This window comes from Amycolatopsis sp. NBC_01307 (assembly GCF_035975215.1).
GTDB lineage: Bacteria > Actinomycetota > Actinomycetes > Mycobacteriales > Pseudonocardiaceae > Amycolatopsis.
Window position 1 is genome coordinate 3,649,187 of record NZ_CP108403.1, and the last position, 19,831, is coordinate 3,669,017.

The 19,831-nt window shown below is 71.0% G+C and carries 19 protein-coding genes and 1 riboswitch; of the genes, 11 read left to right on the top strand and 8 right to left on the bottom strand.

Annotated features, from left to right (window positions below; translation table 11 throughout):
* Positions 1 to 24 precede the first annotated feature (24 nt).
* On the bottom strand, positions 25 to 1,731 hold the full coding sequence (locus tag OG439_RS15125) for a discoidin domain-containing protein (protein ID WP_442792305.1): 1,707 nt from the start codon (positions 1,729 to 1,731) through the stop codon (positions 25 to 27).
* Between the two features lie 497 nt (positions 1,732 to 2,228).
* Between OG439_RS15125 and OG439_RS15130 the strand changes: the two genes are divergently transcribed.
* Positions 2,229 to 4,442 (top strand): discoidin domain-containing protein, encoded by a 2,214-nt coding sequence (locus OG439_RS15130; RefSeq protein ID WP_326949992.1) that lies wholly within the window; start codon positions 2,229 to 2,231, stop codon positions 4,440 to 4,442.
* Positions 4,443 to 4,490: 48 nt separating this feature from the next.
* Here the strand turns inward: OG439_RS15130 and OG439_RS15135 are convergent, their stop codons facing one another.
* A complete protein-coding gene (locus OG439_RS15135) occupies positions 4,491 to 5,981 on the bottom strand; it encodes an FAD-dependent monooxygenase (RefSeq protein ID WP_326949993.1) in 1,491 nt (496 codons plus the stop codon).
* A gap of 2 nt (positions 5,982 to 5,983) precedes the next feature.
* Entirely contained in the window at positions 5,984 to 6,946 is a 963-nt protein-coding gene (locus tag OG439_RS15140; protein WP_326949994.1) for an MBL fold metallo-hydrolase, read from the bottom strand.
* Between the two features lie 98 nt (positions 6,947 to 7,044).
* On the opposite strand from OG439_RS15140, the gene OG439_RS15145 reads away from it, so the two are divergent.
* Positions 7,045 to 7,575, top strand: a complete 531-nt coding sequence (locus OG439_RS15145) for a MarR family winged helix-turn-helix transcriptional regulator (protein WP_326949995.1) — start codon at positions 7,045 to 7,047, stop codon at positions 7,573 to 7,575.
* Between the two features lie 82 nt (positions 7,576 to 7,657).
* Here the strand turns inward: OG439_RS15145 and OG439_RS15150 are convergent, their stop codons facing one another.
* Positions 7,658 to 8,269 (bottom strand): GTP cyclohydrolase II, encoded by a 612-nt coding sequence (locus tag OG439_RS15150; protein ID WP_326949996.1) that lies wholly within the window; start codon positions 8,267 to 8,269, stop codon positions 7,658 to 7,660.
* Between the two features lie 77 nt (positions 8,270 to 8,346).
* Here OG439_RS15150 and OG439_RS15155 point away from each other — a divergent pair, with 77 nt between their 5' ends.
* Positions 8,347 to 8,823 carry a MarR family winged helix-turn-helix transcriptional regulator gene (locus OG439_RS15155; RefSeq protein ID WP_326949997.1) on the top strand — a complete coding sequence of 159 codons (477 nt, stop codon included), beginning with the start codon at positions 8,347 to 8,349 and terminating at the stop codon, positions 8,821 to 8,823.
* A 106-nt stretch (positions 8,824 to 8,929) separates the two neighbouring features.
* A complete protein-coding gene (locus OG439_RS15160) occupies positions 8,930 to 9,562 on the top strand; it encodes a LysE family translocator (protein ID WP_326949998.1) in 633 nt (210 codons plus the stop codon).
* A 39-nt stretch (positions 9,563 to 9,601) separates the two neighbouring features.
* Here OG439_RS15160 and OG439_RS15165 read toward each other — a convergent pair whose 3' ends face one another.
* Positions 9,602 to 10,663, bottom strand: a complete 1,062-nt coding sequence (locus tag OG439_RS15165; RefSeq protein WP_326949999.1) for a cobalamin-independent methionine synthase II family protein — start codon at positions 10,661 to 10,663, stop codon at positions 9,602 to 9,604.
* A 292-nt stretch (positions 10,664 to 10,955) separates the two neighbouring features.
* Between OG439_RS15165 and OG439_RS15170 the strand changes: the two genes are divergently transcribed.
* Both OG439_RS15170 and OG439_RS15175 read left to right on the top strand, forming a co-directional pair.
* Positions 10,956 to 11,219 carry a DUF3040 domain-containing protein gene (locus OG439_RS15170; protein ID WP_326950000.1) on the top strand — a complete coding sequence of 88 codons (264 nt, stop codon included), beginning with the start codon at positions 10,956 to 10,958 and terminating at the stop codon, positions 11,217 to 11,219.
* Between the two features lie 23 nt (positions 11,220 to 11,242).
* Complete coding sequence (locus OG439_RS15175; RefSeq protein WP_326950001.1) at positions 11,243 to 12,268, top strand: DNA polymerase IV; 1,026 nt, start codon at positions 11,243 to 11,245, stop codon at positions 12,266 to 12,268.
* A gap of 54 nt (positions 12,269 to 12,322) precedes the next feature.
* On the opposite strand, the gene OG439_RS15180 is transcribed toward OG439_RS15175, so the two are convergent.
* Positions 12,323 to 12,988 (bottom strand): TetR/AcrR family transcriptional regulator, encoded by a 666-nt coding sequence (locus tag OG439_RS15180; protein WP_326950002.1) that lies wholly within the window; start codon positions 12,986 to 12,988, stop codon positions 12,323 to 12,325.
* A gap of 87 nt (positions 12,989 to 13,075) precedes the next feature.
* On the opposite strand from OG439_RS15180, the gene OG439_RS15185 reads away from it, so the two are divergent.
* From OG439_RS15185 to OG439_RS15205, 5 genes are all read left to right on the top strand, one after another.
* Positions 13,076 to 13,966 (top strand): AurF N-oxygenase family protein, encoded by an 891-nt coding sequence (locus tag OG439_RS15185; protein WP_326950003.1) that lies wholly within the window; start codon positions 13,076 to 13,078, stop codon positions 13,964 to 13,966.
* 58 nt (positions 13,967 to 14,024) lie between these two features.
* Entirely contained in the window at positions 14,025 to 14,750 is a 726-nt protein-coding gene (locus OG439_RS15190; RefSeq protein ID WP_326950004.1) for a hypothetical protein, read from the top strand.
* Positions 14,729 to 15,229 carry a GNAT family N-acetyltransferase gene (locus OG439_RS15195; RefSeq protein ID WP_326950005.1) on the top strand — a complete coding sequence of 167 codons (501 nt, stop codon included), beginning with the start codon at positions 14,729 to 14,731 and terminating at the stop codon, positions 15,227 to 15,229. The genes OG439_RS15190 and OG439_RS15195 overlap by 22 nt, the downstream gene beginning before the upstream one ends.
* A 66-nt stretch (positions 15,230 to 15,295) precedes the next feature.
* Positions 15,296 to 15,373, top strand: a riboswitch (S-adenosyl-L-homocysteine riboswitch).
* A gap of 151 nt (positions 15,374 to 15,524) precedes the next feature.
* Positions 15,525 to 16,985 carry an adenosylhomocysteinase gene (gene ahcY / locus OG439_RS15200; RefSeq protein ID WP_326950006.1) on the top strand — a complete coding sequence of 487 codons (1,461 nt, stop codon included), beginning with the start codon at positions 15,525 to 15,527 and terminating at the stop codon, positions 16,983 to 16,985.
* A 126-nt stretch (positions 16,986 to 17,111) separates the two neighbouring features.
* Positions 17,112 to 17,267: a hypothetical protein gene (locus tag OG439_RS15205; RefSeq protein WP_247052228.1), complete on the top strand. Its 156-nt coding sequence runs from the start codon at positions 17,112 to 17,114 to the stop codon at positions 17,265 to 17,267.
* Positions 17,268 to 17,587: 320 nt separating this feature from the next.
* Here the strand turns inward: OG439_RS15205 and ku are convergent, their stop codons facing one another.
* Both ku and OG439_RS15215 read right to left on the bottom strand, forming a co-directional pair.
* Positions 17,588 to 18,499 (bottom strand): non-homologous end joining protein Ku, encoded by a 912-nt coding sequence (gene ku, locus OG439_RS15210; protein ID WP_326950007.1) that lies wholly within the window; start codon positions 18,497 to 18,499, stop codon positions 17,588 to 17,590.
* Positions 18,500 to 18,583: 84 nt separating this feature from the next.
* Positions 18,584 to 19,810, bottom strand: a complete 1,227-nt coding sequence (locus tag OG439_RS15215; RefSeq protein WP_326950008.1) for a styrene monooxygenase/indole monooxygenase family protein — start codon at positions 19,808 to 19,810, stop codon at positions 18,584 to 18,586.
* Positions 19,811 to 19,831 lie beyond the last annotated feature (21 nt).

Sequence of the window (19,831 nt, forward strand, 5' to 3'; positions counted from 1 at the left end):
CCAGCCGCCGCCGGAGCCCGGCTCTCACTGGTAGACCCGCACGTAGTCGATCACCATGTCCTGCGGCAGCACGGTGCCCGCTCCCGGCGGACCCGGGAAGTCGCCGCCGATGGCGTTGTTGAGGATCAGGAAGAACGGGTGGTCGTAGACCCACGGCCCGCGCGTGCTCTCCACGGTGTCGCGGTTGATCGTCTCGAACGCGTTGCCGTCGACGTAGAACGTCATGTGCGAGGCGTCCCAGTCGAGGCCGAACTTGTGGAACCCGGCGGCGACGTCCTGACCGAGGTCCAGGGGCGCGCCGATGCCGCCGGCGCCGTTGTAGGCCGGGGCGTGGATGGTCGAGTAGGCCAGGTTCGGCGACTTCCCGACGTGCTCCATGATGTCGATCTCACCGCAGTTGGGCCACGGCGTGCCGCTGAAGAAGTTGGCGCCCAGCAACCAGAACGCGGGCCACAGGCCCTGCGTACCGGACACCTTGATGTTGGCCTCGACGTGGCCGTAGGTGAAGCTGAACTTGCCGGCGGTGTTGATCCGGCCCGAGGTGTACTGGCAGGTGCCGCTGCCGCTGATCGGGTCGACCGGGCACGCCGACCCCGGCGTCGCCTCGCGGCGGACCTGGATGACCAGGTTGCCGCGGCCGTCCTGCTTGGCGTTGTTGTTGTTCGTGTAGTACTCGAGCTCGTTGTTGACGCCGGCGCCCGTCTCGGCCGTCCACTTGCTCGCGTCCGGGCCGGCGCCCGAAGCGCCGTTGAACTCGTCGCTCCAGACGAGCGTGCCCGGGAAGTGCGGGGCCGGCGGCGCGGGCGGCACGGTGGTCGGGTTGCCGCCGGTACCGTAGACGTCGAAGCCCCACAGCGAGTAGCCGTAGCCGTTGGACCGCGCGGTGCCGTACATCCGGACGTACCGGCCGCTGCCGTTGACCGTCAGGGTCTCCTTGAAGCCCTTGCCGGTGGTCGTCGAGTAGAGCGACGTCCAGTTCGCGTTGTCGTTCGACACCTGGATCTGGTAAGCGACCGCGAAGGCCGGGTCCCACTGCAGGACGACCTGGTGCACGTTCGCGGTGGCGCCGAGGTCGACGGTGATCCAGCCCGGGTCGACCCAGCCGGTGGTCGCGCTCGTCGCCCAGCGCGTCGCCGGGTCGTGGTCGAACGCCTTCGCCGGGAGGCAGCCGGGGCAGGCGCCGTCGTCCTGGAACGACGAGGCCGAGCCGGACTTGCCGTACGACAGCAGGACGTCGCCGGGCTGTGTGGTGCCGCCCCCGCCGAAGACCTGGAACTCCCACAGCGAGTAGCCGTACTGGGTGGCCCGCTGGGTGCCGGTGAGCCGGACGTACCGGCCGCTGCCGGTGACACTCAGCGTCTGGTTACCGCCCGTGGCGGTGGTCGTCGAGTACAGCGACGTCCAGGTGGCGCCGTCGGTGGACGCCTGGATCGTGAACGCCTTGGCGTAGGCGGCTTCCCAGTTCACCACGACCTGGGACAGCTGCTGGGTGGAGCCGAGGTCGACCTGCAGCCACTGCGGATCGCTGAACGCGCTCGACCAGCGGGTGCCGCCGTCGCCGTCGACCGCGTTCGACGCCGGAGTGCCGACGTTTTCGGTGGACGACGCCGTCACAGGACGGCCTTGGGAGAGCAGGACGGGCGCGGCCTGGGCGGCGGGCGCGCTGATGAGCGCGGCCAGGACCAGGGTGAGGACGGCGAGCACGCCCGAGCGGGCTCGGGGTCGCTTCATGCGTCGGTGCATGGGAAACCTCCACGGGGACCGGCGCCGGGACGTCCTTGCCCCGGCGCGGATCGGCTCACGTGGCCTCGGCGCGGGTGTGGGGCCCGCTCTTCGGTACGCTCTTAGTTCAAGATATAAATAAAGAGCGTGAAAATGTCAACGGCGGTGCGCCGGGTGGTCCCGGAACGGCCGGAACACTGGGCCGGGAGAAGGAATCCCGCCCGGAACCTTGACGCTTGCCCGGCGCGGGATGTTAACTGCTCCTCGCTTCGACGGAACCGGTTCCGCGGCCGCCACCTGGATCGATTCCACCCCTTCGGGCTGACTGGTTCGCTCCTCGCGCTGCCCGCTTCGCCCCGCTCCCCGGCTCACGGGGCCCGGCGGACGCCCCGGCCGCGGACCCGTCGCACCACCCGGACGCCGGCGCGGGCAGTGGGGCCCGCCCGGCACGCCGCCGCGCCTCGAGCGCGGCCCGCCGGAGTCTCTCCGACCGATCAGGCAGGCAGATGAGATCAACGACGTTCTCCCGGGGACGGCGGTTCCTCGCCGTCTCCACCACCCTCCTCACCGCGTTCGCCACGGCGACCGTCCTCGGTTCCACACCGGCGCAGGCCGCCGCGTGCGGGACCACGAACCTCGCCCAGGGCGCCGCGGCGACCGCGTCGTCCACCGAAAACGGCGGCACCCCCGCGTCGAACGCGGTCGACGGGAACACGGGCACCCGCTGGTCCAGCGCGTTCAGCGACCCGCAGTGGCTCCAGGTCGACCTGGGCTCGTCGCAGCAGCTCTGTGACGTGGTGCTGACGTGGGAAGCCGCGTACGCCAAGGCGTTCACCGTCCAGCTCTCGAGCAACGGCACGAGCTGGACCGACGCCTACTCGACCACCACCGGCACCGGCGGCACGCAGACCGTGCCGGTCACCGGCACGGCCCGCTACCTGCGGATCAACGGCACCCAGCGGGCCACCGGGTACGGCTATTCACTGTGGGAGGTCGCGGCCCACGGCACCGGCGGCGGCACCACGATCCCGCCGACCGACCCGCGCAACCCGGACCTCGGGCCGAACGTGTCGGTGTTCGACCCGTCGACCCCGGCGTCGACGATCCAGGACCGGCTGACGCAGATCGCGAACCAGCAGCACACCAACCAGTTCGGCGACCAGCGCTACGCCGTGCTGTTCAAGCCGGGCAGCTACAACGCCGACGTCAACCTCGGGTTCTACGAGCAGGTCGCCGGGCTGGGCCTCTCCCCCGACGACGTCAACCTCAACGGGCACGTCCGCGTCGAAGCGGACTGGCTGCAGCAGGGTGACAACCCGGCCAACAAGGGCAACGCGACGCAGAACTTCTGGCGCTCCGCGGAGAACCTGTCGGTGACGCTGCCTGCCGGGCAGGTCGAGCGGTGGGCGGTCGCGCAGGCCGCGCCGTACCGCCGGATGCACCTGAAGGGCAGCCAGATCCAGCTGTGGAACGGCGGTGACGGCTGGGCCAGTGGCGGCCTGATCGCCGACAGCAAGATCGACGGGCAGGCCGTCTCCGGGTCGCAGCAGCAGTTCCTGACCCGCAACAGCGAGCTCGGCAGCTGGGCGGGCGGCGTCTGGAACATGGTGTTCGTCGGCTCGACCGGCACGCCGGCGGCGTCGTTCCCGAACCCGCCGGAGACCGTCGTCAACCAGACGCCGGTGAGCCGGGAGAAGCCGTTCCTCTACGTCGACGGCTCGGGCAGCTACAACGTGTTCGTGCCCGCGCTGCGGCAGAACTCCGTCGGCACCAGCTGGGGCCACGGCGCGCCGGCCGGCTCGTCGATCTCGCTGAGCGAGTTCTACGTGGCCAAGCCGTCCGACTCGGCCGCGACGATCAACGCCGCGCTGGCGGCGGGCAAGAACCTGCTCGTCACCCCGGGTGTGTACCACCTCGACCAGGCGCTGAACGTCACCCGCCCGGACACCGTGGTGCTCGGCCTCGGCCTGGCGACGCTGCAGCCCACCAACGGCACCGCGGCCATCACGGTGTCCGATGTGGACGGCGTGAAGATCGGCGGCCTGCTGATCGACGCCGGTGCGGTCAACTCGCCGGTGCTGATGCAGATCGGGCAGCCGGGCTCGGCCGCGAACCACGCGGCCGACCCGACGTCGCTGCACGACGTGTTCTTCCGGATCGGCGGCGCCGCCGTCGGCCGGGCGACGCAGACGCTCGTGATCAACTCGAACAACGTCATCGGCGACCACATGTGGCTGTGGCGCGGTGATCACTCGAACGGCGTCGGCTGGAACGTCAACACCGCGGCGAACGGCCTGGTCGTCAACGGCACGAACGTGACGATGTACGGCCTGTTCGTCGAGCACTACCAGCAGTACGAGGTGCTCTGGAACGGCAACGGCGGGCGGACGTACTTCTTCCAGAACGAGATGCCGTACGACCCGCCGGACCAGGCGTCCTGGTCCAGCGGTGGCGGCAGGCAGGGCTGGGCGGCGTACAAGGTGGCCGACTCGGTGACCAGCCACGAGGCCTGGGGGGTGGGCAGCTACTGCTTCTTCCAGACCAATCCGTCCATTGTGGCCAGTCATTCGTTCGAGGTGCCGAACAACAGCGGGGTCCGGTTCCACAACCTGGTCTCGGTCTCGCTCGGCGGCGTGGGCACGATCAGCCACGTCATCAACGACACGGGCGCGGCGGCGAACCAGGCCAACCAGGTGAGCCCGCTGAACAACTACCCGTGACCCGGACCGGCACTTTCACGTGAAAGTGCCGCCCCCAGGTGGTCACTTTCACGTGAAAGTGCCGCCTGAGCCGCGCCGGAGGGCAATGGCGACCTCCGGCGCGGTCGGGTCGGGCACCACGGCGGCGACGTAGGCGTCCGGGCGGACCAGCCAGGCCTCGCCCGGGCGCGCGCCCAGCGCCCCACCCACCGGGATCTCCGCCGACCGCACTCCCCCGGCTTCGACGCCCGGTGTTGTCAGCAGCAGGAACCCCTGCCGGGCCAGGTCACGTAACCGTCCACTCGCGACGGTGACGTCCGGCAGCAGCACACCCGGCCCTGGCGGCGGCAGCGCGCCGCGCGGCGGGCGTCCGGCGAACGGACGGCGCGGATCCGGCGTCGTCAACGGCGAGTCCGCGTACCAGAACGGCTCGGCGAGCCGTCCCGAGTCGACGTCGGCGTGGACGCCCCCGGCCAGGACCCGGGCGCGGTGTTCGCGCCGGGCTTCGTCCTGGGGCACCAGGAAGTCCATCGTCGCCGTCGTCACCTCGGCGTTCTCCACGGCGGCCGCGTGCCGCTCGGTGTGGTAGCTCTCCAGCAGCTCCTCCCCCGCGTGCCCGCGCAGGACCCAGGCCAGCTTCCACGCGGCGTTCTCCGCGTCCGCGACCCCCGAGTTGAGCCCGCGGGCGCCGAACGGCGCGACCAGGTGCGCGCAGTCCCCCGCCAGCAGGACGCGCCCGACGCGCATCCGCTCGACCAGCCGCGTGTGGAACCGGTAGACCGACCGCCACACCACTTCGTACGGCCGGTCGCCGAGGATCGCCCGGATCCGCTTGTCCAGGGCACCACCGGTTTCCTCGGCGGCGAGGTCGTAGTCGGCGGGGACCTGCCAGTCGATGCGGAACTGCGAGCCGGGACACGGGTGGATCAGCACCTGGCGGCCCGGGTTCCACGGCGGGTCGAAGTAGAACCGCCGTTCCGCCGCCCAGCCGGGCAGGTCGGCCCGGATGTCGCAGATCAGGAACAGGTCCCGGAAGGACACTCCTTCGAGGCGCTGCCCGAGGGCGCGTCGCACCGCGTCACCGCGCGCGCCGGTGCACGCGATCGCGTAGTCGGCCTCGATCGTGCGCGGCCCGGCCGCGGTCTCGCAGCTGACCTCGACGCAAGCGCCCTGGGTCAGGCCGGTGACGCGGTGGCCGCGGCGGACGTCGATCAGCGGCTGCTCGGCGATCAGCCCGTCCAGGACCTCCTCGACGCGGGCCTGCGAGAGGTTGACGAACGGCGGCAGCGCGGACCCGCCGTCCGGCAGCTTCAGCGCGAACAGCTCGGTCTCGCGGTGGAACGTCCGCGCGGTCGTCCAGGTCAGGCCTTCCTCGACGAGACAGCCGGCGCCGAGCGACGCCCAGACGTCGAGGGTGTCCCGTTGCTGGCAGATCGCCTTGGACCCGGCGGGATCGCGCACCGGCTGCTCGTCGAGGAGCACGACCGGCACGCCCCAGCGCGCGAGCAGCAGCGCGGCCGTCTGCCCGACCGGGCCGCTGCCGAGGACGGCGACGGTCATCGTCAGTCCTGCAGCTGGTCCCAGACTTCGCGGTCGCGCTCGGCGGTCCACACCACCGGCCGCTCGATCCCGCCCAGCTCGTCCCACAGGCGGGAGACGTCGAAGGGCAGGCAGTGCTCGAAGATCGGCCAGTGGCCGTACTGGTCCACCAGCGCCGCGTGGGTGCGCTCGAAGGCCTGCTTGAGCGTGCCGCCGGCGTCGCGGACCGCGCCGACCTCGCGCAGCATCGTCGTCAGGAAGTGCCGGGTCTGCGCGATCGCGGCGTCGACGGCGTCCGCGCCGCGGCTCACCCCGCCGCGGCCGCCGATCAGCGTCTCGGCCCCGAACTCGGCGACGCGGTCCAAAGTGGACGTCGACCAGTCGCGGTGGAATGCGTCCCCGGTGTACAGCGCGGCTTCGGCCTCGACCAGGTCGCCGGCGTAGAGGATCTTCTGCCGCGGCAGCCAGGCCACGAGGTCGCCCTCGGTGTGGCCGCGGCCGCAGTACTGGAGCACGAGGTCGCCGCGGTCGCCGCCGAGGTCGATGGTGAGCCGGTCGGAGAAGGTGAGGGTCGGCCAGGTCAGCCCGGGCACCGATTCCGCGTTCTTCGCCAGCCGCGGCATCCGGCCGAATTCGCTCGCCCAGTCCTCCTTGCCGCGCTCGGCGACCAGGGCGCGGGTGTTCTCGTGCGCGACGATCACCTCGGCGTCGAACGCGGACGCGCCGAGCACGCGGACGGCGTGGTAGTGGCTCAACACCAGGTACCGCACGGGTTTGCCGGTGTGCTCACGCAGTTTCGCGAGCCATTCGCGCGCCGCGACGGGCGTCGCCAGCGCCTCGAAGCAGACGAGGAAGTCCTCGCCCTCGATCGCGCCGATGTTCGGGTCGCCCTCCGCGGTCAGCGCGTAGACGCCGTCCGCGAGGACCTCCAGGGTCTGCGCTTTCTCGGCCAGGTCCGCCGAGGAGGCAAAGGCTTTCTTCGTCACGACGAGCGCTCCTGTGATCAAAGGTTTGACCATCGGCCGCGGCCAGGCTAACCCGGCGGACGCCCGCGCGGAACCCCTCGTCGCCTAACCTGACCCGCATGACCGACCAGCCCGCCGACCTCGACTACCTCTCGTTCGTCGACTACGCGATCGGCAGGACGCAGGCCGAGCTGCCCTCGACGGACCCGGTCGCGATGCGCCTCGGCCTGACCCTGCACCGCCTGACGGGCGCGCTGGTCTACGACTGGGAGTCGACGGTCCACCGCCCCCGCGGCTTCAGCTGGGCGGGGTTCCGGGTGCTGTTCGTGCTCTGGCTGGCCGGCCCGCTGGAGTCACGCCACGTCGCCCGATTGGCCGGAATGAGCCGCGCGGCGGTGTCGGCGCTGGTCAAAACCCTGGAACGGGACGGCCTGGTGACCCGCACCCAGGTCCCGCACGACCGCCGCGCGGTCAGCCTGGCGATCACGGACAAGGGCCACGCGGCCGTCACCGACGCCTACCAGGCCCACAACGAACGCGAGCAGGCCTGGGCCGCCTCGCTGACGCCGGAGGAACGCACCGTCCTCATCGGACTCCTGGAGAAGCTCACCACCGGCCCCGCCGCGGCCAACGCCCCCCGCCTGACCTAGCCGAAGTCCGTGGATGCCACATTCACGGACACTATGTCCCTCGATGTGGCATTCACGGACTTCGGCAGCCGGGTACGCCGGGTCAGCTGGCGATGCCGGGGAGGCTGAGCGTGTGGCCGGTCTGCTCGGCTTTCGCGCGCAGGTACCGGACGTTGTTCTCCGTCGCGTACACGCCGGTCGCGATCTGGTCGCGCACCGCGATACCGGCCGCGCGCAGCTGGGCGGCCTTGTCCGGGTTGTTCGACAGCAGGTCCACCCGGTCCACGCCCAGCGCGCCCAGCATCTGGGCGGCGACGGTGTAGTCGCGGGCGTCCTCGGGCAGGCCCAGCGCGGCGTTCGCGGCGTAGGTGTCGAGGCCGCCGTCCTGCAGCGCGTACGCGTCGAGCTTGTTGTACAGCCCGATCCCCCGGCCCTCCTGACGCAGGTACAGGAGGTACCCGCCGGCCTCGGCGATCCGCGCGACGGCCTCGGCCAGCTGCGGCCCGCAGTCGCAGCGGGCCGACCCGAAGACGTCGCCGGTGAGGCACTCGGAATGCGGCCGCACCAGCGGGACCTCACCCGGCGTGCCCAGGACGAACGCCAGGTGCTCGCCGTCGTCGGCCAGGCCGCGGAACGTGACGGCCTCGGCGTCCACCGTGACGTCGCCGCCCAGCCGGAGCGGGATCCGCACCCGCGTCCGCACCTCAGCCGTCATGCTGTCTCCCCTGGAGTCGCCCACAAGATCGACCCTACACGAAGTTCAAATTCGAACAATCTTGATACCATGGACGCATGGGCGATCCCCGGTGGCTGACCGAGCGCGAGCTGAAGACGTGGCAGGGATTCCTGATGGCGGGCACGCTGCTGACCCGCAAGGTCGAGCAGCAGCTGCGTGACGACGCCGGGCTGTCGCACCCGCAGTACGAGGTCCTCGCCCGCCTGTCCGCCGCGGACGGCGAGCTGCGCATGACCGAACTGGCCGGCGCCGCGCTGACGTCGAAGAGCGGCCTGAGCTACCAGGTGGCCCAGCTGGAAAAGGCCGGCCTGGTCGGCCGCCGCTCGTGCCCCTCGGACGACCGGGGCGTCATCGCCTACCTCACCGAAGAGGGCCACGCCCGCCTACGCGCGGCCGCGGCGGGCCACGCGGAACTGGTCCGGACCTTGTTCGTCGACGGGCTGAACCCGGAACAGTTCACCGCGCTGGCCGCCGGGGTCGACGGACTTTGCGCGCACCTGTGCGCCGAGGACCCTTGCACCGCTCAGGCGTGACTGGAGGGTCGACACGCGTGATCGGAGGGTCGACACGCGTGATCAGGAGGTCGACACGGCGCCGGACCGCGGAAATCCGGTGGCGGCGGGATCGTATTCTCGGCGCATGATCCCCGGTGCCACCGCCGCTTCGTTCCTGCTCGTCGTGATCCTCGGGGCGATGTCGCCCGGGCCCGACTTCGTCGTCGTCACGCGGTCTTCGCTCACCAGTGGGCGGCGGGCCGGGATCGCCGCGGGGGCCGGGATCGCGCTCGGCGTCTTCGCCTGGGTCGTCGCCATCGCGCTCGGCGTGGCGGCCGTGCTCACCGCGTCCGCGGTGGCCTTCACCGTCGTCAAGCTCGTCGGGGCGGCTTATCTGGTGGTGCTCGGGATCCGGGCGTGGCTGGCCGTGCGGCGCGGGGAGTACCGCGACCTCGGCGAGACGCCCGCCGTGAAGCCGAAGGGCGCCTGGGCGGCGTTCCGGCAGGGGCTGTTCACCAACCTGCTCAACCCGAAGGTCGCCGTGTACTTCCTGGCGCTGCTCCCCCAGTTCCTGCCCGCGGACGGCTCCACCCTGCAGACGCTCGAACTGGCCGCGATCGCCACCGCCGGCACCGTGCTGTGGTTCGTCACCCTGGCCGTCGTGGTCGGCGCGCTGCGGCGCTTCTTCAGCTCCGGCCGGGTGCGCCGCGGGCTGGACGCCGTGATGGGCACCGTGCTCGTCACGCTCGGGGTCCGGGTCGCCGTCGGCACCGCGTGACGCCGGGGGCCGCCGCCACGGCAGCCCCCGGCACCGCGGTCAGCCCAGCTTCTCGGCGGCCAGCTTCGTGCCTTCGACGCGGGCGGTGATCTTCGCGAACGCGATGTCGCGCGAGGTCGACGTGTCGTCGGCGAACGGCGAGAACCCGCAGTCGTCGCAGGTGCCGAGCCGGTCGGCCGGGATGTACTGCGCGGCGGCGAGCACCCGGTCGCGGACCTCTTCGGCCGTCTCGACGCGCGGGTCGATCGGGTCGATCACGCCGACGAACACCCGCTGCTCGGCCTTGCGGACGCCCTTGATCACCTCGAGCGCGTGCGACGGGTCGGCCTCGCTGGCGAGCTGGACGAAGAAGTTGCCCGCCTTGAGGTCGAACAGCGCCGGCAGCAGGCCCGCGTAGTCGACGTCGAGGCTGTGCACCGAGTCCTGGTCGCCACCCGGGCAGGTGTGGACGCCGATCTTCGCGCGCTCCTCGGCGGTGAACCGGTCGAGGACGGCGTTGTTCAGGTCGATGAACTGCCGCAGCAGCCCGCCGGACGGGTCGAGCTTCAGCGACAGCCGTCCCTCGGTGAAGTCGATCTGGACGCTGTCCGCGCCCGCGTCGAAGCTGCGGCGGATGTCCGCCTCGGCCTCGTTCACCAGGTCCGCGACGAACTGCTCCTGCGAGTAGCCCTCGATGCCGTCGCCCGGGTAGACGAGCGAGACCGCGGACGCGGCGATCACGGCCTGCTTGATCGGCTTGTCCGTCAGCGCCTTGGCGCGCGTCAGGTACTCGTCCGCGTGGGTCGCGTAGCGGAACGGCCCGGCGGTCAGCCGCGGCAGCTGCCGGGTGTGCCCGTCGGCGAACGGGATGACGACGCCGTCCGGCGCCAGGTCGGTGAGGCCGGCCAGCGGGTACGTCGCGAAGCTCGGCTTGCCCTGTTCGCCATCGGTCAGCACGGGCGAGCCGGTCTCCTCGAACCGGCTGATCGTGTCGGCCAGCGCGCGGCCCTCCAGCTCGGCGAGCGCGGCGGCGTCGATCCGGCCGGCGGCGAAGTCCCCGAGCCCCGCGAGAAGGTAGCCGGGGCGGGGAATGCTGCCGATCGGTTCGGTGGGCAGGGTCATCAAAGGCCTCCAGCTGTTCGAGATGCCGGCCGGCCCCCGCCCGCACGACAGTAGGCAGCGGTCACCGCCCGCCCCACGACCGCCCGTCTGCCGAGCGCCCCAGTTCGTCGTCCGGGCCGTGACCGGCCACGTTCGAAGGAAACCTAACGTGACCATGAGCCGTCACGGATCGGAGATCACCCGGTCGGCGCAACCAAAAGCACGAAATAAGACGTCGTTCGGCGGTTCGCCCGGAGGACGATTGGGTATCTGCTCTCCGGAACGGCGGGTTCGGCGCCGAAGGAGTACCCCGATGCTCAGTCACCACGAACGAACCGAGCTCGAGAAGATCGAGCGCAACCTCGAGCTCAGTGACCCCGACCTGGCCATCGCGTTGCGCGAAGGCCGGAGCCGGAAACCGCGCGCGCTCAAGACCGCGCTGCTGCTCGCCCTCGACGTCGCCGCCGTGCTGCTCCTGGTCGTCGGGCTGGTGCTGCCCGACCCGGGGGTCACCCTCTGCGGGATCCTCGCCCTGACCGGCGCGGTCTGGACCCACGTGGCGCGCCACCGCGTCTGAGGTCCCTGAGGCAGACTGGGGCCGTGAAGTGGGTCCTGCACGTCGACCTCGACCAGTTCATCGCCGCGGTCGAGATCGCCCGGCGCCCGGAGCTGCGCGGGAAGCCGGTGGTCGTCGGCGGCTCCGGCGACCCGACCGAGCGCGCCGTCGTGGCGACCGCGTCCTACGAGGCCCGCGAGTTCGGCGTCCACTCCGGCATGCCGCTGCGGATCGCGGCGAAACGCTGCCCCGGCGCGGTCTTCCTGCCCTCCGATCCCCCGGCCTACCTCGAGGTCTCCGAGCACGTGATGACGACGCTGCGGGACTTCCCGGTGGTCGTCGAGGTGATGGGCTGGGACGAGGCGTTCGTCGGCGCGACGGCCGACGACCCGGAAGCCCTGGCCGCGGACCTGCGCGCGGCGGTCCGGCGCGACACCGGGTTGTCGTGCGCGGTCGGGATCGGCGACAACAAGCTGCGCGCCAAGCTCGCCACCGGCTTCGGCAAGCCGGGCGGGATCTTCCGGCTGACGCAGGAGAACTGGTGGGAGGTCATGGCTTCCCGGCCGACCGACGCGCTGTGGGGCATCGGCGGCAAGACGACCAGGAAGCTCGCCGAGCTGGGCATCGAAACCGTCCTGGACCTGGCCGGCGCGGACGTCGCGGTGCTGGCGGCGCGGTTCGGCCCCAGGACGGGCCCGTGGCTGCGCCTGCTCGGTGGCGGCATCGGCGACGCCGAAGTCAGCGCGACGCCGTACGTGGCGCGCTCCCGCAGCCGCGAGACGACGTTCCAGCGCGACCTCACCGACCCCGCGGCGATGGCGGCGGAGGTGTCGGCGCTCGCGAAGCGCGTGGCCCAGGACGTCCTGGAGGAAGGGCGCCCGGCGGCGCGGGTCGCGGTGAAGGTCCGGTTCGTGCCGTTCACGACCCACACCCACAGCGTGACGCTGCCGTCGCCGACGTCCGACCCGGTCGAGCTGGACCGGGCGGCGCACGAGGTGCTGGGGATGTTCGAGCTGACCCGGGCGGTGCGCCTGCTCGGCGTCCGCGCGGAGTTCCTGCGGGAGGACTGACGCTCGTCGCGGATTGTCGTGAGTGTTTAGGGCGGTTAGAACCGCCCTAAACACTCACGACAGGCCGTCCGGCAGGGGCAGCGGGCTGTCCGCGTCCAGCTCGACCCCGCCTGCCCGCAACGTGTGGTCCAGCATCGCCCAGATCGTGCCCGTCAGCTGGGCGGTCAGCTGCGGCAGGCTCAGTGAGCCCGGGTGGTCGAGCCAGCGGGTCGTCGCCGATTCGACGTAGCCGACCAGGCCGAACGCGATCGTGTCCGCCGGGGCCGGGTCCAGGCCGAACGCGGCCAGGTAGCCGGTGAACAGGCGGCTGAGGTGCCGGGCGATCGCGCCGCGGACGTCGGTGCGGCCCGCCTCCGGCAGGCTCGGCAGCGTCCGGACCAGGTAGCGGTGCAGCTGGGCGTGCTCGGTCAGCCAGTGCAGGTGCGTCGAGATCGCCGCGTCGATCATCTCGCGCGGTGACCCCGACGGGTGCCAGAGCGGCTGCAGATCGGCCGTCACCAGCTCGGCCGCGCGCTGCGCGATCGCCCGCTGGAGGTCGGGGGCGCCGTCGAAGTGCCGGTACAGCCGGGTGCGGGCGACGCCGGCGCGTTCGGCGATCTGCTCGGTCGAGACGTCCGGGCCGTGCTCGGCGATGGCCTCCAGCGCGGCGTCGACGAACTCGGCGCGCCGCCGTTCCTGCTGGCCCGCCCAGCGCGCCGCCCGCCCGTCGACCTTGGTCACGGCGAAAGCCTACTCAGGACCCACCGGCCCGTGTACGCTACCGAAGTATCTAGTACATCGCGTACCCCCTACTTTCCGGAGGCCGCTATGGGCGTCGAGGCCCAGAACCGGGACATCACCGCGGCTCGCCTGCTCAGGAGCTCCGCGAAGAACTCCTACGACCCGTACGTGGACATCGACTGGGCCGCGCCGCTCGCCGAGGGCAAGGCGTACATGCCGCTCGAGCGCGTCTCCCTCTACGGCACCGACCTGTGGGCGAAGCTGACGCCGGAGCAGCGGATCGAGCTGTCGAAGCACGAGATCGCCAGCATCATGAGCGTCGGCCTGTGGTTCGAGATCGTGCTGATGCAACTGCTCGCCCGGTACGTCTTCGACCTCGACGCGCGCACCGAGCACGCGCAGTACGCGATGACCGAGATCGGCGACGAGACGCGGCACTCGGTGATGTTCGCCCGCACCGCCGAGCGGCTCGGCGTGCCGCGCTACGGCGTGCCGAACGCCGTGCACCGGGCGGCGAAGATCTTCGGCGCGACCGCGGCCGGGCCGTCGATGTTCGCCAGCGTGCTCGTCGCCGAGGAGACCACCGACCGGCTGCAGCGCTCGATGATGGACGACGACGGCATCCAGCCGCTGATCCGCTCGGTCAACCGGATCCACGTCGTCGAGGAGGCCCGGCACGTCCGCTTCGCCAAGGAGGAAGTGCTGCGGGAGACGCCGAACCTGTCGAAGGCGGGCCTGCAGCGCCACCGGCTGCGGACGGCGCTGGTGGCCTTCGGCGTCGTCGACAGCATGGTCGACCCGCGGATCTACCGCAGCGTCGGGATCGCCCCGCGCGAGGGGCGCGCCGCGGCGCTGGCGAACCCGCACTTCCAGGAGACGCGCCGGTGGATGGCGGAGAAGATCGTGCCGTTCCTGCGTGAAGCGGGGCTGATCGGCGGCCGTTCCGAGGGCATTTGGCGGCGCGCGCATCTCATCTGAGCCCCTGTCCGCGGAATTCCCTTCACGCCGGATGCCCGGTTCCGCCAGGATTCTCCGGGTGACCACAGAGTTCCCGCCCGGACCCGAGCCGCAGCCGCCCGCGCAGCAGGAGCCGTGGCAGCAACCGATGCTGCCGGCCGCACCTCAGGCACCTCGGCGTCGTCCGCTGTTCGCGCGCCCGGCCCTCACGGCCGTGATCGGCTTCGTGGTGGGTGCCTTCGTGGTCGGCGTGCCGTGGCTGGTGATCGGCCTGCTCGGCGGGCCGAGCGCCCAGCCGCTGACGCTGCCGGACACCCTCGGCGGGTTCACGACCACGCAGGCCGCGGTCACGAAGATCGCCGACGGCCGCGAAGCCGGGAAGTCGCAGATCGAGCGGTCCGACAAGGCCGAGGGCGAGAACGCCTCGCGGATCTCGGCGGCCTACGACGGCGCGGCCGCCGTGTTCCGGTCCTACAGCGACGCGGGCCTGGAGAGCACGTTCCAGGTGGCCGCGGTCCGCGCGGACTCGCCCGAGCTGCTCGTCCAGTACGAGGACACGGCCGCGCTCGGCCTGGCGGTGCCCACGACCGAGCTGAAACGGATCGGCGCCGTCCAGTGCCTGGTCCGCAACGGCACCACCCCGCTCGGTCAGCCGGTCGACCCCGAGCAGTCCGTCGTCACGAACTGCCAGCGCACCGGCGGCGGGCTGACCGTCCAGCTGCAGAACACCACCACCCACAACGCGCAGGACCCGGCGCGGTTCGCCGCGATCGTCCAAGAGGCGTGGACGGCGCTGAGCCGGTGATCGAGACCCGCGCGGCCACGGCCGCCGACGACGGCGCCCTGGCGAAGCTCGACGAGCGGACCTGGAGCCCGGAGACCTCCCCGGTGCCCGCTCCCCCGCCCGGCACGCCGTTCTTCGACGACGGCAGCCGGCCCGACGACGTCATGGTGGCCGAGCACGACGGCGTGGTCGCCGGGTACGTCCGGCTGGACGAGGGGTTCGGCATCGCCGCCCACCGGCACGTGCTGGTGATCGGCGGGCTCGCCGTCGATCCGGACCGGCGCCGCCTCGGCATCGGCCGGCTCCTGGTGGACGCCGCGGTCGCTGAGGCCCGCCGCCGCGGGGCGCGCAAGCTGAGCCTGCGCGTGCTCGGTCACAACACCGGCGCCCGCCGGCTCTACGCGAGCTGCGGGTTCGCCGTGGAAGGCGTGCTCCAGGACGAATTCCTGCTCGGCGGCGAGTACGTCGACGACCTTCTCATGGCCTGCGCGCTCGCTTGACAGGCTCCCGGCGCCTTTGCCATCCTGGACGACGGAAACCGCGTGCGCCGGCCTTCGGCGCGTTTCCGGGCCGAGAGGCGCTGCGACGGAACTTCTTCCGCCACGCTCGGCCCGGGATCACGGACCCAAGGGCGCCTCCCACCACGGGAGGTGCCTTTTTTGTTCGTCCGGCAAGGAAACCCGGTCCCGCGCGGCCGCGGCTAGCCCCGCCGCCACACCATTTCCCGGCACTCGCCGTGCCGTAATTCGTGCTGCCCTTTTGTCGAAACACACCGATTCCGGAGAGAACGCAAGAATGAGCGAGAAACTGCAGAGCCGCAACGGACTCGACTTCGCCGTCGCCGACCTCGCGCTGGCCGACGCCGGCCGGACGCAGCTGCGGCTGGCCGAGCACGAGATGCCCGGCCTGATGGCGATCCGCCGCGAGTTCGCCGCCGCGCAGCCGCTGAAGGGCGCCCGCGTCGCCGGCTCGCTGCACATGACCGTGCAGACCGCCGTGCTGATCGAGACCCTGGTCGCCCTCGGCGCCGAGGTGCGCTGGGTGTCCTGCAACATCTTCTCCACGCAGGACGAGGCCGCCGCCGCGGTCGTCGTCGGCCCCGAGGGCACGGTCGACGCGCCGTCGGGCACCGCCGTGTTCGCCTGGAAGGGCGAGTCGCTGGAGGAGTACTGGTGGTGCACCGACCAGCTCTTCGCCTTCGCCGGCGGCAAGGCGCCGAACATGATCCTCGACGACGGCGGTGACGCCACCATGCTCGTCCACAAGGGAGTCGAGTTCGAGGGGGCGGGCGCCGTCCCGCAACCGTCCGAAGAGGACCCCGAGGAGTACCGGATCGTCCTGGAGACGCTGCGCGCCAGCCTCGCCAAGGACGGCGACCGGTTCACCCGGATCGCCAAGGAGATCCGCGGCGTCACCGAGGAGACGACCAACGGCGTCAAGCGGCTCTACAAGCTCGCCAAGGACGGCGAGCTGCTCTTCCCCGCGATGAACGTCAACGACTCCGTGACGAAGTCCAAGTTCGACAACAAGTACGGCATCCGGCACTCGCTGGTGGACGGGATCAACCGCGCCACCGACGTGATGATCGGCGGCAAGCGCGTCCTCGTCTGCGGGTACGGCGACGTCGGCAAGGGCGCGGTCGAGGCGCTGCGCGGCCAGGGCGCCCGGGTGTCGGTCACCGAGATCGACCCCATCTGCGCGCTGCAGGCGGCGATGGACGGGCTCGACGTGGTCGAGCTGGACGACGTCATCGAGACCGCCGACATCTTCATCACGACCACCGGCAACTTCGGCATCATCTCCGCCGCGCAGATGATCCGGATGAAGCACAACGCGATCGTGGCGAACGTCGGGCACTTCGACAACGAGATCGACATGGCGGGCCTGGCGAAGCTGCCCGGCGTCGTCAAGAACGAGATCAAGCCGCAGGTGCACGAGTGGACCTTCGCCGACGGCCACGCGATCATCGTGCTCTCCGAGGGCCGCCTGATGAACCTCGGCAACGCGACCGGGCACCCCTCGTTCGTGATGTCGAACTCCTTCACCAACCAGGCGATCGCCCAGATCGAGCTGTTCACCAAGCCCGGCGAGTACCCCGTCGAGGTCTACCGGCTGCCGAAGCACCTCGACGAGAAGGTCGCCCGGCTGCACCTGGACGCCCTCGGGGTGCGGCTGACCCAGCTGACCAAGGCTCAGGCCGAGTACATCGGCGTGGATGTGGAGGGCCCGTACAAGCTCGACCACTACCGATACTGACCTTTTTCAGAGTTGCTCCATTTGCCGCAGTTTGGGAGACCCGGAAACTGGCCATCCTCTCCTCGAGAGCGCATCCGCCCGGACGGCACGGAGCCGGGCCGGGTCTCGTGCGAAGGAGTGTGTCAAGTGATCGTCCTCGGTGTTATTTTGCTGGTCATCGGGTTCATTGTCGGTATTCCGGTGCTGTACACGATCGGCATCGTGCTGGCCGTGGCCGGCGTGGCGCTGGCCATCCTCGGTGGCACGGGCCGCAAGATCGGCGGCCGCGCGCACTGGTACTGATCCCATGACCCCCGCCAACGGCCTGGCGCGCGTCAGCAGCGATGCTGACCGCGCCGGGCCGTTCGGCCGTCCGGGGCCGCTACGCCGCGGCACCAGCTCGGCTTGCGCCGTGACGTAGCCGGCGTATCCACAACGGACTGCCCTGGGAACGAAAAGGGTCCTCCGGCTCCGAGGGGGAGGGAGAGCCGAAGGACCTCGTTAGTGTTAGCACATCGCCCCGGCCGTGTACACAGATGCATACACGATCGGGTTACATCGCGGCGCGTCTTCGCACGCGGGAAGAATCCCGTTCGGACGGTCGAGCCCGCCTCTCCGCCGGGTCAGGCGGTCTTCTTCGGGGCACGTTTGCGCGCGGCCGGTTTCTTGGCCGGCTTCTCGTCCTCGGTGTCTTCTTCGGACACTGCCGCCTTCGACACCGCCGACTTGGACGCTTTCGCGGGCTTCGCGGGTTCACGGGACTTCTTCGCCGCGTCCACACTGGCCTGCAGCGCCGCCATCAGGTCGACGACGTCGGCCTTGGCCGTCACCGCCGCGGGCTTGGTCGTCTGCTCCCCCGCGACCTTGGCCTCGATCATCTCCTCGAGGGCCTCGCGGTAGTGGTCGCGGTACTTCTCCGGCTCGAACACCGGCTCGCCCAGCGAATCGATCAGGGAGCCGGCCATGGACAGCTCCTGCGGCCGGATCTGCGGCGGGTCGTCGCGCAGGAACGGGAAGTCGGGCTCGCGGACCTCGTCGGGCCACAGCATCGTCGTCATCACCAGGACGTCGGCGTGCACCCGCAGCACCGCCATGCTCTCCCGCTGCCGCACGGCGACCTTCGCGACGGCGACCTGGCTCGACTTGTGCAGCGCGTCACGCAGCACGATGTAGGGCTTCACCGCGTTCTTCTGCGGCTCCAGGTAGTACGTCCGGTCGTACTGGATCGGGTCGATCGACTCCAGCGGGACGAACTCGAGCACGTCGATCGTGCGCTGCGACGACAGCGGCAGCTCGGCCATCTCGGCGTCGGTGATCACGACCATCTCGCCGTCGGGCAGCTCGTAGCCCTTGGCGATCTCGGCGTAGGGCACCTCGGCGCCGTCGACGGTGCAGAACCGCTTGTACTGGATGCGGCCGCCGTCGGCCTCGTGCACCTGCCGGAGCGCGACGTTCTTGTTCTCCGTGGCCGCGTACATCTGGATCGGGATGGACACCAGCCCGAACGAGACCGAGCCCTTCCACATCGCCCGCATGCCACGCACCTCCCGATCGCACTCACGCTACGTAACAACCGTAGCCCGAAATGCCCGGCGGCGACAGCCCGGGGGGACGACGATCTAGACCTCTGCCAGGTATTTCTCCCAAAGTGCGGGGTCCATGAACCAGTGCCGGAAGTCGGTCGGATCGGTGAATCCGTTGGCGAACCGCCGGGCCACGGCCGGATTCTGCCCCGCGACGCCCAGGATCTGGAGCACGTGCGGGAGCGGCGGCTGGAGCAGCGCGTTGGTCCATTCGGTGACGTAGCGGGCGTACTCCCAGTAGCGCTCGAACGTGGCGTCCATCCACGCCGTGTCGAACGCCCGGTCGCCGTGCGCCACGATCGCGTCCAGGTAGGTCGCCGCGCAGTGGCTCGCGTTGTTCGAACCCTGGCCGGTGATCGGGTCGTTCGCCACAACGACGTCGGCCATGCCCAGCACGGTCGCGCCACCGGGCAGCGTGCCGACCGGGTTGCGCACGACGGGCGTGTAGCCCCCGGCCAGCGTCGCCTTGGCGTCGGTCAGCTCGGCGTCCCGGCAGCGCTCGTACTCCCAGGGCACGAACCGCTTCATCAGGTCGAGGATGCGCGCGAAGTGGGCGGCCGGGTCCGGCCGGTCGTCGAAGCAGTCCAGCGGGCCGCCGGGGACGCCCTCGAAGAAGAGGATGTCGCAGTTCCCGCTCAGCGTGTACGCCGGGATCATGAACAGCTCGCCGACGCCGGGGACGATGTTGAACCGCACCGCCGCCTTCTCCGGGTGCTCCGGGCGCCGGTGCACGCCGTGGGCGTAGGCCAGCGAGAGCGCGCGCTGCGGCTGGGTATAGGGCGAACGCTCGGGCACCCGGTCGAACAGCTGCACCAGCTCGCCCTTGCCGGCCGAGATGATGACCAGGTCGTAGAGCCGCGCCAGGGCGTCCAGCTCGGACGTCATCACGCCGTGGATGACGAGCTTGCCGCCGCGCTCCTCGAACAGCTCGAGCCAGCCGGCCATCTTCACCCGCTGGTCGACCGACTGGGCGACGTCGTCCAGCTCGGCGAACCAGTCGAGCGCGCGGTCGCCGTCCGGCGCGGCCACCGACACGCCGAGGCCCTCGACGTCCACCGTCTCGGCTTCCCAGAGGTTCACGCCGAGCTCGCGCTCGTGCCGCAGCGCGTCGTGGAACATGCACTGGGTCGACATCACGCGCCCGGACCGGATCTCGTCCGGGGTCCGCGCGGACATCACCGTGACGTCGTAGTCCTTGCCCAGCAGCCCGAGGGCCAGCTGCAGCCCGGACTGCCCGGCGCCCACGATCAGGACCTTGCGCATGCGGCTCTTCTCCTCCAGTCG